This window comes from Bradyrhizobium sp. Pha-3 (assembly GCF_042258325.1).
Classification (GTDB): Bacteria; Pseudomonadota; Alphaproteobacteria; order Rhizobiales; family Xanthobacteraceae; genus Bradyrhizobium; species Bradyrhizobium elkanii.
This window is the reverse complement of the sequence record NZ_CP170151.1, coordinates 256,620-269,800: the sequence shown is the minus strand read 5'-3', so window position 1 is coordinate 269,800 and position 13,181 is coordinate 256,620. Positions and strand designations below refer to the sequence as shown.

10 protein-coding genes, 1 tRNA gene and 1 pseudogene are annotated in these 13,181 nt (G+C 64.3%); 9 read left to right on the top strand and 3 right to left on the bottom strand.

What is annotated here, in order from left to right:
* The first annotated feature begins 227 nt into the window (after window positions 1–227).
* From ACE10X_RS01290 to ACE10X_RS01275, 4 genes and pseudogenes are all read left to right on the top strand, one after another.
* Window positions 228–1,547, top strand: coding sequence for an Hsp70 family protein (locus ACE10X_RS01290; RefSeq protein ID WP_038384572.1), 1,320 nt, complete (start codon window positions 228–230; stop codon window positions 1,545–1,547).
* Window positions 1,548–1,679: 132 nt separating this feature from the next.
* Window positions 1,680–3,268 (top strand): annotated as a pseudogene (locus ACE10X_RS01285) (ABC-F family ATP-binding cassette domain-containing protein).
* Between the two features lie 776 nt (window positions 3,269–4,044).
* A complete protein-coding gene (locus ACE10X_RS01280) occupies window positions 4,045–4,683 on the top strand; it encodes a flavodoxin family protein (protein ID WP_038384577.1) in 639 nt (212 codons plus the stop codon).
* Window positions 4,680–5,570, top strand: coding sequence for a sigma-70 family RNA polymerase sigma factor (locus tag ACE10X_RS01275; RefSeq protein ID WP_304557421.1), 891 nt, complete (start codon window positions 4,680–4,682; stop codon window positions 5,568–5,570). Before ACE10X_RS01280 ends, ACE10X_RS01275 begins: the two co-directional genes overlap by 4 nt.
* Before the next feature lie 61 nt (window positions 5,571–5,631).
* Here ACE10X_RS01275 and ACE10X_RS01270 read toward each other — a convergent pair whose 3' ends face one another.
* On the bottom strand, window positions 5,632–7,047 hold the full coding sequence (locus ACE10X_RS01270; RefSeq protein ID WP_375763929.1) for an MFS transporter: 1,416 nt from the start codon (window positions 7,045–7,047) through the stop codon (window positions 5,632–5,634).
* A gap of 245 nt (window positions 7,048–7,292) precedes the next feature.
* Between ACE10X_RS01270 and ACE10X_RS01265 the strand changes: the two genes are divergently transcribed.
* Window positions 7,293–8,048: a helix-turn-helix transcriptional regulator gene (locus tag ACE10X_RS01265; RefSeq protein ID WP_038384580.1), complete on the top strand. Its 756-nt coding sequence runs from the start codon at window positions 7,293–7,295 to the stop codon at window positions 8,046–8,048.
* Between the two features lie 252 nt (window positions 8,049–8,300).
* On the opposite strand, the gene ACE10X_RS01260 is transcribed toward ACE10X_RS01265, so the two are convergent.
* Window positions 8,301–8,390 (bottom strand) — tRNA-Ser (locus tag ACE10X_RS01260).
* A 213-nt stretch (window positions 8,391–8,603) separates the two neighbouring features.
* Between ACE10X_RS01260 and ACE10X_RS01255 the strand changes: the two genes are divergently transcribed.
* Complete coding sequence (locus tag ACE10X_RS01255) at window positions 8,604–9,467, top strand: alpha/beta fold hydrolase (protein ID WP_038384662.1); 864 nt, start codon at window positions 8,604–8,606, stop codon at window positions 9,465–9,467.
* A 433-nt stretch (window positions 9,468–9,900) separates the two neighbouring features.
* Here ACE10X_RS01255 and ACE10X_RS01250 read toward each other — a convergent pair whose 3' ends face one another.
* Window positions 9,901–11,058, bottom strand: coding sequence for an ROK family protein (locus ACE10X_RS01250; RefSeq protein ID WP_038384663.1), 1,158 nt, complete (start codon window positions 11,056–11,058; stop codon window positions 9,901–9,903).
* Window positions 11,059–11,508: 450 nt separating this feature from the next.
* Between ACE10X_RS01250 and rplU the strand changes: the two genes are divergently transcribed.
* The 3 genes from rplU (at window position 11,509) to ACE10X_RS01235 (ending at window position 13,115) form a co-directional block, all read left to right on the top strand.
* A complete protein-coding gene (rplU, locus tag ACE10X_RS01245) occupies window positions 11,509–11,976 on the top strand; it encodes a 50S ribosomal protein L21 (RefSeq protein WP_038384664.1) in 468 nt (155 codons plus the stop codon).
* Between the two features lie 102 nt (window positions 11,977–12,078).
* Window positions 12,079–12,348: a 50S ribosomal protein L27 gene (gene rpmA, locus ACE10X_RS01240; RefSeq protein ID WP_016847848.1), complete on the top strand. Its 270-nt coding sequence runs from the start codon at window positions 12,079–12,081 to the stop codon at window positions 12,346–12,348.
* Window positions 12,349–12,518: 170 nt separating this feature from the next.
* Window positions 12,519–13,115 (top strand): GNAT family N-acetyltransferase, encoded by a 597-nt coding sequence (locus ACE10X_RS01235; RefSeq protein ID WP_038384665.1) that lies wholly within the window; start codon window positions 12,519–12,521, stop codon window positions 13,113–13,115.
* Window positions 13,116–13,181: the final 66 nt, after the last annotated feature.

The following is a 13,181-nucleotide window of genomic DNA, read 5'->3' as shown; positions in this document are numbered from 1 at the left end:
TTCTCCTTCCCCCTGAAAGGGGGAAGGTCGGGTTGGGGGTCAGCCGCAGGCGATGCTCTCTGCGGAGGGAGTGGATTCCCACCCGCTTTGCTCTGGCGAGCAAAGCGACCTCCCCCTTTCCAAGGGGAGGTGGAACTGGCCCAACCGGCTAGCGTCCAGACGGGTTGGCAAATCCGGCCAAAGCCGCTAAAGGTCCGCCCCCCTTTCACAGACAATCCGAGCATGACATGTCGAGCGCCCCGCCCGCCGTCTCGATTGGCGTCGATTTCGGCACCAGCAACACCGTAGTCGCGCTGTCCGACGGCGACGGCCGCGTCGAGGCTGTTCGCTTCGACCATGGCGGCCGCACGCATAGCGTCTATGTGTCCGCGCTGTGCTTCTGGGAGGAGCGGCCGGGCGCCGGCCTGCATCCGCGCGCCGAGGGCGGCCCATGGGCGATCGAGCAGTTCCTCGAAGGGCGCACGATCCATCGCTTCATCCAGTCGTTCAAGACCTTCGCGGCCAGCTCGGCCTTCAACACCACCCAGATCTTCCGGCAACGCTACAAGTTCGAGGACCTGCTCGCGGCGTTCCTGCGCACGTTGACGCGCCATGCCGGCGACGGTTTCGATCTCGGCGCGCCGACCATCATGGTCGGCCGACCGGTGCGCTTTGCCGGCGGCAATCCCAATGACGAGCTCGCGATGCAGCGCTACCGGGCCGCGTTCGAGCGGCTCGGCGCCGGCCATGCGCGCTATGTCTACGAGCCGGTCGGCGCGGCGTTCTCCTTCGCGCGCACACTCGACCACGACGCCACCGTGCTGGTCGCCGATTTCGGCGGCGGCACCAGCGACTTCTCCGTGATGCGGTTCTCGCGCAAGGGCGGCGTGCTGCGCGCCGAACCGCTGGGACATGCCGGCATCGGCATCGCCGGCGACACCTTCGACTACCGCATCGTCGATCACATCGTCTCGCCGCGGCTCGGCAAGGGCACCAACTACCGCTCGTTCGACAAGGTGCTGCCGATCCCCAATCACTATTATTCGAGCCTCGCCCGCTGGCATCAGCTGGCGATGATGCGGGGCAATGGCGATTTGCGCGAATTGCAGCAGCTCGCGCGCACCGCGCTCGATCCGGCGCCGCTGCACGATTTCATCACCATCGTCGACCACGATCTCGGCTTCGCGCTTTATCGCGCGGTGTCCGACACCAAGGTCGCGCTGTCGAGCCGCGACCGTGTCGAGTTCCGCTTCGCCCGCGAAGGCATCGACATCGGCGCGACCGTGACGCGCGACGATTTCGAATCCTGGATCGCCGACGACATCGAACGGCTGGGCGCGACCGTCGACGAGGCGCTGGCGAAATCCGGCATCACCGCGCGCGACGTCGAGAAGGTGTTCCTGACCGGCGGCACCTCGTTCGTGCCGGCCGTGCAGCGGCTGTTTGCAGAGCGCTTTGGTGAAGCGCGGCTGACGTCGGCGGATCAATTCGAATCGATCGCCTACGGCCTCGCTTTGATCGGCCACACGCCCGATCCCGACCGCTGGACCTTCGCCGAAGCCGCGTGACGGCCGGCTTCGCGCCTTGATCCCGGCTCAATAGACGACTACATCACCGCAATCATCAATCCCTGAGGATGCCGACGACCATGGATTTCACCCTGACAGCAACGCCCATCAGCCTTGCCCTTGGGGATATCCATGCCTGCATCGATCGCACTCTCTCATCTGACCCTGTCCGCGCCTGACGGCCGGGTTCTCCTTTCCAATATCGATCTGAACTTCGGACCTGAACGCACCGGTCTTGTCGGCAGGAACGGCGTCGGCAAGACGACGCTGCTCGGCCTGATCGCCGGGGTGCGCACGCCGCAATCCGGCACGGTCTCGGTTCAGGGACGCGTCGGGATGCTGCATCAGACGGTTCAGCTGAAGCCGGATCAACGCGTCGTCGACCTGTTCGGCGCGCGCCGCGCACTGGCCGCGCTACGCCGTGCCGAACAGGGCCTTGCGAGCACCGAGGAGATTGCCTACCTCGACTGGACGCTCGACACACGCATCGCGGCCGCGCTCGAGCGCGTCGGACTGAACGATGCACTCGACGCGCCGTTGGCGACGCTGTCCGGCGGACAGGCCACCCGGGCGCGTCTCGCGGCCTCACCTTCGTGCAGCCCGACTTTCTGCTGCTCGACGAGCCCACCAACAATCTCGACCGTGCGGGACGCAAGGCGGTGATCGACCTGCTCGCCGACTGGCGGCACGGTGCCATCATCGTCAGCCACGACCGCGAATTGCTGGAGACCATGGATGCGATCGTCGAACTGACCTCGCTGGAAGCCAGGCACTACGGCGGCAATTGGAGCCAGTATCACGCACGCAAGGCGATCGAGCTGTCGGCAGCACGGCACGATCTGGCGGATGCCGAAAAGCGCGTCGCCGAGATCGACCGCAACACAAGAGAAGCCAACGAACGGAAGGCGCGCAAGGACGGCGCAGGCGCAAGGAAGCGCGCCAAGGGCGATCTGCCGCGGATCGCCGCCGGGCTGCGCAAGGACCGCAGCGAGGACAGCGGCGGCGAGAACGCCCGTCTCGCCGAACGACGGCGGACGCAAGCGCTCGAACTTGCCACCGCGGCGCGGCAGCGCATCGAGGTGCTGCAACCGTTCTCGGTGCAGCTGCCATCGACGCATCTGCCGGCGAGCAGGATGGTGCTGCGAATCGACGCGGCCGATGTCGGCTACAGCACCGAAGCGCCGATCCTGCGCGGTCTCACCTTCTCCATGTCGGGTCCGGAGCGTGTCGCGATCACTGGCCCCAACGGCGCCGGCAAGACGACGTTGCTCAAGCTCGTCAGCGGCAACCTGACCGCGGCGCGCGGCACCGTCGAGGTGATGACCCGGTTCGCCATGTTCGATCAGGCAGTCAGCCTGCTCGATGCGTCGGCCTCCATCCTGGAGAATTTCCGGCGCATCAATCCGGATGCCGGCGAGAACGCCTGCCGCGCGGCGCTGGCGCGATTCATGTTCCGCGCCGATGCCGCGCTGCAGGCCGTTGCGAGCCTCAGCGGCGGCCAGTTGCTTCGCGCTGGTCTCGCCTGTGTGCTGGGCGGCGTGAGGCCTCCACCTTTCCTGATCCTCGATGAGCCGACCAATCATCTCGACATCGAATCCATGGAAGCGGTCGAGGCCGGCTTGCGTGCCTATGACGGCGCGCTGCTGGTCGTGAGCCACGACGAGGCTTTCCTCGAGGCCATCGCGATCACGCGCAGACTGGATCTCGCTTCGTGGAGGTGACGCGGAGAGCGGAAGAATTGCCCTTACGCAATCAATGTTTCGAACGACGAAGATCGGTCCGGAATTGAACAGCCGAGCACGCGTCGCCTTGGGGTAGGGCGTAAGGCGCGGTGCTCGGCTGTCAGGCCGCGCGGCGGTGCGGCCATCCCGCCAGCCTCGCTTGTCCCCAAGCGCGAGGCCGTCGGAGCTGAATCTGGTCTGTTGCTAAATCCGCGCCGTCGAATGGAGCGCGTTTCTCCAGAGGGCAAATGCGACGAAGCCAGCCAGCAACAAAAAGCCGCCACCGACCGCGATCAGGAAATGCGCGAGCGTCATCTTGGAACATCCCAATTGAAAGGCTTCATGCGGAGCGATATGCGCCGCAACCTGGCAATCAAAAGCACTTCAAAATTGATTTGCCCCGCCGGCCGCCGCCGGACAGCCCGAAAGGTGGCTGGCACTGCGCTCTGCCCACCCTTCGATTTCAGAGAGGTCATCCAGCCACTCGGCTGTTGCCTCTCATCGCGCGGTTCGTCACACCGCTCAACTGTCACGAGGATAATCGATAAAACTTTATCGACAATCGAAACGGAAAATTAAGGTTACCGAGACGGCCCGAAGGCCGGCTCCCAGCAAAATATCGAAAACAACCCCATGCAAAGTAGCCGGCGGCCACCGCTCCGGCCTGAGTGGCGGTCAATCGGAGCAACATCCTCCGGACGAAAGTTCGCAGGGCATGTCACGTTTCGACGCGCTGGCTTGTCTTGGCTTCTGCAATGGCAGCAGCAGAGGACACCATGCACACACTCGGAACCGGCGGCGGTCGCACCCTGATCGCAATCGTCTATCACAGCGCCTACGGCCATACCCGGCGGCAAGCGGAGGCCGTCAGGTCCGGCGTCCAGGATGTCGATGGCACGGAGGCGCTGCTGGTGCCTGTCGAGAACGTGGAACAGAACTGGGATCGGCTGATGGATGCGGAAGCGCTGATCTTCGGCACGCCCACCTACATGGGCGCCGCCTCCGCGGCCTTCAAAGCCTTTCAGGAAGCAACGTCACGAGCGGTGATGTCCAAGGGCTACCTGTGGAAAGACAAGCTCGCGGCCGGCTTCACCAATTCGGGGGCACATGCCGGCGACAAGCTCTCCACCTTGATCCAGCTTGCATTGTTCGCCGCCCAGCATGGCATGCATTGGGTCAATCTCGACCTGCCGCCCGGAAACAACTCCGCATCGGGATCGGAGGCCGATCCGAACAGGCTGGGGTTCTGGCTCGGAGCCGGCGCGCAGTCGAATACCGACGAGGGGCCGGATACCGCGCCGCCGGAATCCGATCTCGCAACCGCCCGCCACCTCGGGCTGCGGGTGGCGAAGGCAGCGCTGCAGTTTGCGCGCGGCCGTGACGCAGTCGCAGCGAGCGTTCGGGCCGCATCATGACCGACGCGGCTGAAGACGCATCGGCTGCCGAAATCTTCGCCGATCTGCGGCCGCGCCTGATGCGGCTGGCCTATCGGATGCTGGGCTCGGTCGCCGACGCAGAGGATGTCGTGCACAGCGCCTGGGTGCGCTGGCTCGCCGCCGATCGCGATCAGATGCGCGATCCCAAGGCACTCCTGCACACCATCGTCACGCGCCTGGCCCTCAACGAATTGAAATCCGCGCGGCGTCGGCGCGACACCTATGTCGGACCGTGGTTGCCCGAACCTTTCTTCGACCCCGAAGACGAGGAGTCCGCCGACGATCTGACCCTGCCGCTGATGATCGCGCTGGAGCGATTGTCGCCATTGGAGCGGGCGGCCTTTCTGCTGCATGACGTGTTCGGCTTGGGGTTCGATGCAGTATCCGAGACGATCGGACGCGAGGCTGCAACCTGTCGCAAGCTTGCCAGCCGCGCCCGCGCGCATATCCACGATGCGAGGCCCAGGTTCGTCGTCGACAATGAAGAAGGTCTGCGGCTCGCAAATGCCTTCTTCACAGCCACGCGGACGGGCGACCTTGCCGCGTTGCGCGCGATGCTCGCCGAGGATGTCGTGGTCTACGCGGATGGCGGCGGCCGGGTTCCTGCACCTATCCGACCTCTGGTTGGGCTTGAAGCCACCACGGAGCGCTTCGCCGCGCTCGCCCGCCTCTTCACCGTGCATCCCTCACGATTGATCCGCTACGCGACCATCAACGGATTGCCCGGCTTCATCACCGTAGAGAACGGCAATGTTGTTCAAACGACAGCCTTGCATATCGAGAATGAACGGGTCGTTGCGATCTATGTGACGCGTAATCCGGACAAGCTGCAGAACGTGCCTGGTGTGACGGGATGGCGGAATTGACTATGCTCCATACGTCCCCACTCGGCGCCGATAGCGGTAGACGAGATCGTGCACCTCCCCTTCATCGCCCCTTCTTTGCTCGGCCCTGCCAGATCGCGACCGCACCTGCGAGCAACACAGCGGCCGATATCACGAGCGAGGCATGCACGCCTGTCATGAACGCGTTGTTCCCTGCGACCAGCGAGCCGAACAGGGCAACGCCAAGCACGCTGCCGGTCTGCCGCGTCGCGTTCAATACGCCGGCGGCGATGCCGGATCGCGACTTCTCGACACTACCGAGCAGCGTCGAGGTCAAAGACGGCACGAGCAGGCCGAGCCCGCCGCCGAGGATGACGAGCTGAGCGCCGATCGCCCCGTAGCCGGCGCCTGAGTCCATAGGCAGCAGCGCGACGCAGCCCGCGGCGGTGATCATACAAGCCAGCGCAATGGTTTGCGGCGCGCCAAGGCGCTCGCTGACCGACGCGGCGATCAGGTTGGCGGGCAGCACCATGGCCATCATGGGCACGAAGGCGAGGCCCGTTGCGAACGGCGACCAGCCATTGACGTTCTGGAAGTAGAGACTGAGTACGAAGATCAGGCCGTAGAAGGCGATGTTGAAGAGAAGCCCGACCAGAGCGGTCAGCGCGAACATGTGATGACGGAACAGCGACAGCGGCAGCATCGGTTGCGGCGCGCGCGCCTCGCGCCATACGAACAGGAGTCCGATTACGGCCGCCCCCGCGAAGCCCATGATGACGAGCGGATGGCTCCAGCCCAGCGCGCCGCCCTCGATCAGGGCGCCGGCCAGCGTGCCGAGGGTTGCAATCGCCGCGATCTGTCCCGGCAGATCAATCTCGCGCTGCGCGAGCCGCGGCGTCTCCTTGGCGTAACGCCAGGCGAGCAAGAGGCCGGCGGCGCCAATCGGCAAGTTGACAAGAAAGATCGCACGCCAGCTGACCAGCGCGATCAGCGCGCCGCCAACTAGCGGCCCCGCAGTCAGTGCGACGCTCGCACCTGCGGCCCAGAGGCCGACCGCGCGGCCGCGCGCCTTCGGATCGGTATAGGCGTGATTGAGTAGCGCCAGCGAGTTCGGCACCAGGATTGCCGCCGCCAGGCCCTGCACGGAGCGAGCAACGATCAGGAACATCGCCGACGGAGCCAATGCGCAGGCGAGCGAAGCCAACGTGAAGATTGCGAAGCCCCCTATAAATATCCGTTTGGCGCCAACGCGATCACCGAGCGCACCAGCGGTCAAGATGAAGGCAGCGAATGCGATGGTATAGGCGGTCACCACCCATTGCAGCTCGGCCACGCTGCCGCCGAGCGAGATGCTGATGCTGCTCAGCGCGGTATTAACGATGGTGATATCCAACTGCACGACGCCGAGGCCGAGGCTCGTGGCGGCAAGCGCCAGCGCCGCGGCAAGAGGCGAACGGGATGACGCGCTGCCAGAGCCGGCTTGTTCCGGCTGCCTTGTGTTGAGCGAAGTTGTTTGCATTGATCACACTCGGTTGTCTGTGAGATTTTGATGACTCAGACCAGCCCGCTTTGCGATTATCATTCGATGCCAATCGAACATTTGGAGCCGCGAGACTTTCGTCCCATCGCGGCGATGCCTTTCGCTGGGCTTAGTGGCGTCCAGACAACCTATGTCCCGCGATTGAACCGGTCTTGCAGAAACACTACGATCTTGGCCGAAGTATTCGTGCTTGGCACTGCGTCCCCGTCGGCGTAAAACAAGACATGGACACCGGACCCAAAATCGCCCAAGTCGCGGCGCTCATCGGCGATCCGGCGCGCGCCAACATGCTCAGTGCGCTGATGGATGGCCGAACGTTGACCGCCTCGGAGCTCGCCTATGTGTCTGGCGTGGCGCCGCAGACAGCGAGTGGCCATCTTGCGAAACTCAGCGACGCCGGATTGCTTGCGCTCGCAAAGCAGGGCCGACGACGATATTTTCGCTTGGCCTCTCCGCACGTCGCACGCGTGCTGGAAGGTCTCATGGTGGTGGCGCAGGACGGCCCCGCCCGGCAGCGCAATCTCTGGCGCGGCGGAGAGACGCTCCGACACGCGCGCACGTGCTATGACCACATGGCCGGCCGCATCGCCGTCGCAATCGCCGACCGGCTTGTCCAGCAATCGTTTATTCTGCTCGACGAGGATGGCGGACAACTGACCGATGCCGGTCGGTCATTCTTCGATGAGTTAGGCGTCGATCTTCGCCTCGCCTCCAAGCGCCGGGTGTTCTGTCGCCCCTGTCTCGACTGGAGCGAGCGCCGGCCGCATCTGGCCGGGGCGCTCGGCGCTGCCATCCTTCATCACGCCCTCGAGCACGATTGGGTTGAGCATGTCCGGGATAGCCGCGCGCTCGTCGTGACGCCTGTTGGAGTTAGAGATCTCGCCACAACGTTCGGCATCGAGGGCGCACTCCCGAGGGATGGACGCGAAGGGCAGGTTGCATCACTGTCCAGAGGCCGGGTAGCGGTTATCTCGGGTTGAGTCAGCTCCAACGCGTCCAATACCCGGAACGGACCGCCCATGCCGGCGGACCGGGACGAAGCCAGGAACGCCTGGTAGGCGGAGAGTCATGGACAACCTGCGCACGAAGCGTTCAGGCGAGCGGTCGAGATCGTTGGAATGTCAGGGGGCATTGGCCCTACGCTTCTCCGAAGCTTCGGGAGACACCCTTCGCCCTGGTCTGAAAGGGTGGCCTGCCGCCCGAAGCCCGGCAGGGTTGGACAAGGCGCAGGGTGGCGGAGAGGGAGGGATTCGAACCCCCGATAGGCTTGCACCTATGCCGCATTTCGAGTGCGGTGCATTCAACCACTCTGCCACCTCTCCAGTGGCCCGGGTGATTTGCGCCACCCGCGGTCGGGGCGTGTTCTAGGCGAGGATGGCGGGACAGACAAGGCACTGCAATAATATTTCCGTCACCCGTGCCTCGCGCCACCGAAGCACCGGGATACGCCAAGAAAGCGCGCGGAAACAAAGCGCTAGCGGAACGGTTCTGGTTCGATCGGCGCGCGAGCGAACCAGCCGGAGCAGGAGCGGGCCATGGAGCATGTGACGATTCGAGCCAATGGTGCGGCGTTCCACGTCGCGCGGACCGGCACTGGGAGGCCGCTGCTGCTGTTGCACGGCTGGCCGGAGTTCTGGCTGACCTGGAAGCCGGTGATGGCGCGCCTCACCGGCCGCTACACCCTGATCGCCCCCGACCTGCGCGGTTTCGGCGACAGCGACAAGCCGCACGGCGCCCATGGCCCCGATCAGCATACCGACGACATGCTGGCGCTGCTCGACGCGCTCGGCGTCGACAAGGCCGGCGTGGTCGGTCACGACGTCGGCGGCGCCGTGATGCAGCCCCTCGCCCGCAAGGCGCCGGAGCGCATCGCCGGATTGTTTTTCTTCGATTTCGTCTATCCCGGCATCGGGGCGCGGATGGCCGCGCCCGACCGGCTGAATCACATCTGGTACCAGTCGTTCCACCAGATGGAGATGGCGCCCGCGCTGGTCGGCGCCAACAGAGACAGCTGCCGCACCTATATCGGCCATTTCCTGCACCACTGGACGCACCGCAAGGCCGCGTTCGACGACGTGATCGAGGATTTCGCCGACAATTTCTTCAAGCCCGGCAACCTCGCCGGCGGTTTTGCGCATTATCGCGCGTCACATGCCGCGCGCGTGAAGATGATGCAGGGCGACGCCCCGGCGCTGCCGCCGATCAATGTGCCGACCTGCATCCGCTGGGCCGAGCACGACCCGCTGTTTCCCTATGCCTGGACCGACCGGCTGGGCGAGACCTTCTCCGATCTGGACCTCGAGATGTTTCTCGATGTCGGGCATTTCCCGCATCGCGAGGACCCCGACCGCGCGGCCGCCGAGATCGCCGGCTTCTTCGAGCGGATCAATTGGAAGTAGAAGTGGGTGGGACCGCCAGGACGCGACAAAAACTGGCGGTCCCGTGCCGCTTCTTAATATTGCTGGCCGGGAAGTGCGGCTTCGCCGGTCGGCGGGAGCGACACGGGCCACGGTAGCGACCGACGTCGAAACGGCAACGCGAACCCGATCTTAACCTAACCGATCAACCTTACCGCGCGTAATCCGGGGCCGCTGGATCTGCGGATGGAGGTGCCCCGGATTTCGCTTCGCTGCATCCGGGCTACGCATGCTTCCCTCCCCTTGAAAAAGGGAGGTCGCTTTGCTCGCCAGAGCAAAGCGGGTGGGGATCTGCTCTCTCCGCAACAGCATCGCCTGCGGCTGACCCCCATCCCGACCTTCCCCCTTTCAGGGGGAAGGAGAAGGCAGACAGCAGCCCGGATGGAGCGCGCGCGATCGCCGAAGCCTGCGCGGCTCAGGCGTCGGCCTTCTTGGCTTTTTTGGCCTTTTTCTCGTTCTTTTCGCTCTCGTCGTCCTTGTCTTTCTTCTCAGCCTTCTTCTCGTCCTTGCCGTTGTCTTTCTTGCGATTGGTGTAGCGGGCATTGCCAAGCCCGGTTCCGATCGTCAGCACGCCCCAGCGTGCGACATCCTGCATGAACGGGACCTCGGCCAGCCCCTGCACCACGCCGTCATTATGCATCACGATCGCGGTGTCATGATCGCCGATCTGCGGGATCGCCTCGACCAGGCTCGCCGGCAAGTTGAATTTGCTGCTCTCCCAATTACCGGGCAGGTTCTGCGCCCCCTTTTCGATCGACCCGTCCTCATTGATGACGCCGGGACAGGCGATACCGATGAACGGCGCGAGCTTGAGATTCTCCTTCTCGGCGGCGGCAATCAACTCCTTCAGCATCTTCACCAGCCGCTTCACCGCGCCTTCGCGCGTCGGCTCGTCATCGGCGTGGCGCCACAGCTCCGATTTCCAGACTGCCGCCTTGGAGAGATCGGGCGCCTTCTTCCAGCGCGTCTCGACAACGCCGCAGCGAATATTGGTGCCGCCGATGTCGACGGCGAGGACGCCGTCATGGGCCTCGAAAATCCAAGATGGCGCCAGATGCAGCGCGCCGATCAGAGCGGCATCATCGGGGTGAAAGCGGATCGGCGCTATGTCGACCTTCAAATCCTCCGACTGCAGGATGATCTCGGTGCGCGCGATGGCGAGTTCGCCGAGCCTGGAGTCGCGAAAGCCGCCGCCGACCACGATGCGCTCGGTCTTGGCCCAGGCCTTGGTGTTGAGGAAACGCCGCGTCACATGGGCGAGCTCCTGCGCAAACTCCTCGATCGCGCTGTGCATGACCGCGGAGGCCTCGGTGTCGTCGCCGACCAGCAGCTCATCGAGCTCCTTCTTGCTGATCTTGTCCGACGGCTCGTCGCCGAACGGATCGTCGTCCGACTTGCGCAGCGGCTTGCGCCAGCGGTCGAGGATCTTGCGGAACGCGCCCTTGGAGGCGCGATCGCCGAGAAAGCCCTCGTCGTCCTTCAGCTCGATGTTGAAACTGTCGATGTCGACGGACGGCAGCCGCGCGGCCCCGTGGTGCGCGATGCCCGTGGTCAATCCTGCATCTTCGGCCATTCGCCCTTTGCCCGCTTGAGGTTCGATCGTTAACGGCGGGGAACTCAAATGGTTGCTTCCGGCGCCGCGGCGCCCGGGCCCGCCATGCGATCGACGAAATTGCCGGCGAGACCGGCTTTGCCGACCGCGAACGGGTGCGGAGGGTGTTTTTGCGCCTGCCAGTCACCTCTCCGCCCGCTCAAGCCGCGGCTTGAGCGTCAGTCCGAGGCCAAAACCGCGCCAAACCCTTCATTTTTGGCCGGTTTTTGCCCTGCTTTACCTTGACTCTCGGTCGTTTGCGGCTATAAGTCCGCCCATCCGGCGCGGGGATTTCTCGCGCCGATCGTTTTTGTGCGATCCAGTTTGGGAATTCATTCCCTTCGCGCGAAACACATAACCCATAGCGACTGAACAAAAAGCCGACCCGGGCGATCCGTCCGAGGCCGGAACCGAACACGAAGGAATCAAACGATGTTCGCAGTCATCAAAACCGGCGGCCGGCAGTACCGTGTCGTTCCGAATGATGTACTCGAGATTGGCAAGATCGCCGGCGAAGTCGGCACGATCGTGCAGCTAGGCGAAGTTCTGGTGCTCGGCGGTGACACGCCGGTGCTGGGGACGCCCACCGTGGCAGGCGCCACCGTTGCGGCCGAAGTGCTGCAGCACAAGCGCGGCGCCAAGGTGATCGCGTTCAAGAAGCGTCGCCGCAAGAATTCACGCCGCAAGCGCGGCTATCGCGACGAGCTCACGGTGCTTCGCATCACCGAGATCCTCGCCGATAACGCCAAGCCGACCGTCGGCCCGCGGCCGAAGAAGGAAAAGGTCGCAGCGCCCGCCGATGGCGAGGACGCAGCGCCGAAGGCGGCCAAGAAGAAGGCGCCCGCAAAGGCGCCGGCCGCCAAGAAGGCTCCGGCCAAGAAGGCCGCGGCCAAGGCTTGAGAAGAAGTGATCGTCGCGCTTTCAGATGTGAAGCGTGACAAAACGTGAAATGATTCCGTCAAGGAATTGATCTAGAGATCAAAGCGAAGTCGGAGACGAGCCATGGCTCACAAAAAAGCAGGCGGTTCATCGCGCAACGGGCGTGATTCCAAAGGCAAGCGCCTTGGCATCAAGGCGTTCGGTGGCGAGCGCGTGATCCCCGGAAACATCATCGCGCGTCAGCGCGGCACCACCTGGCATCCTGGCCTTAATGTCGGCATGGGCACCGATCATACTCTCTTCGCCAAGGTCGAGGGTCATGTCGAGTTCCGTGCCAAAGCCAACGGCCGCACATTCGTATCGGTTATTCCGATGGCAGAGGCGGCCGAGTAGACGGTGGACACACATGAGTCCGCCGGGTCCTGTTGAACCGGCGGAGTCGCAAAGGGCTCCAAGGGGAGGCGGGATGACCGGCCTCCCCTTTTTGTTGCGCGCGTTCGACTTCGACCGCGCGTGACGTTCCAAGCGTTGCGTACCGATTTTTCGCATCACAGGAGCTCGACATGTTGCAGGACATCCCGACGCCGACCTTGCGCGAGGCAAGAGCATGCGTCCTCGAGACCGAACGGCTGACATTGCGCAAGCCGACGCTCGCGGACGTAAAAGCAATCGCACGCCTCGCCAATGACCGCCGCATCGCGGAGAACACCCGCCGCCTGCCGCATCCCTATACCCAGGACGACGCCATCGACTTCGTGCGCGCGCTCGGCGCCGGCGGACGCGAAACCGTTTTCCTGATCGAGAACAATCACACGCCGATCGGCATGGTCGGCATCGACTGGCGCGAGGAGACATCGGCCGAACTCGGCTACTGGCTCGGCGTCGACTATTGGGGCCAGGGTTTCGGCACCGAGGCCGCGCGCGCGGTGATCGATTATTTTTTCGAGGAGTTCGATCTCGACCAGCTGATCTCGGGCGCCCGCGTCGTCAATCCGTCGTCGCGCAACATTCTCGAGAAGTGCGGCTTCCAGTGGGGCGGCGTCGAGCTGCACCGCTTCGAGGCGCTGGGCTCATCGAGCCCGGTCGACTGCTTCCGCCTGTCGCGCGGCGTCTGGGCGTCGCTGAAGAGCTGGAACAACTCGACCCGGCGGGAGAGCTGAGGCTCGATCCACAACAACGGTCGTCGTCCCCGCGAAAGCGGGGACGACAGCTCCGTATGTGGACGC

Coding starts and splice junctions, on each gene's coding strand:
- ACE10X_RS01290 (WP_038384572.1), top strand. CDS start 228: ATGTCGAGCGCCCCGCCCGCCGTCTCGATTGGCGTCGATTTCGGCACC.
- ACE10X_RS01280 (WP_038384577.1), top strand. CDS start 4,045: ATGCACACACTCGGAACCGGCGGCGGTCGCACCCTGATCGCAATCGTC.
- ACE10X_RS01275 (WP_304557421.1), top strand. CDS start 4,680: ATGACCGACGCGGCTGAAGACGCATCGGCTGCCGAAATCTTCGCCGAT.
- ACE10X_RS01270 (WP_375763929.1), bottom strand. CDS start 7,047: ATGCAAACAACTTCGCTCAACACAAGGCAGCCGGAACAAGCCGGCTCT.
- ACE10X_RS01265 (WP_038384580.1), top strand. CDS start 7,293: ATGGACACCGGACCCAAAATCGCCCAAGTCGCGGCGCTCATCGGCGAT.
- ACE10X_RS01255 (WP_038384662.1), top strand. CDS start 8,604: ATGGAGCATGTGACGATTCGAGCCAATGGTGCGGCGTTCCACGTCGCG.
- ACE10X_RS01250 (WP_038384663.1), bottom strand. CDS start 11,058: ATGGCCGAAGATGCAGGATTGACCACGGGCATCGCGCACCACGGGGCC.
- rplU (WP_038384664.1), top strand. CDS start 11,509: ATGTTCGCAGTCATCAAAACCGGCGGCCGGCAGTACCGTGTCGTTCCG.
- rpmA (WP_016847848.1), top strand. CDS start 12,079: ATGGCTCACAAAAAAGCAGGCGGTTCATCGCGCAACGGGCGTGATTCC.
- ACE10X_RS01235 (WP_038384665.1), top strand. CDS start 12,519: ATGTTGCAGGACATCCCGACGCCGACCTTGCGCGAGGCAAGAGCATGC.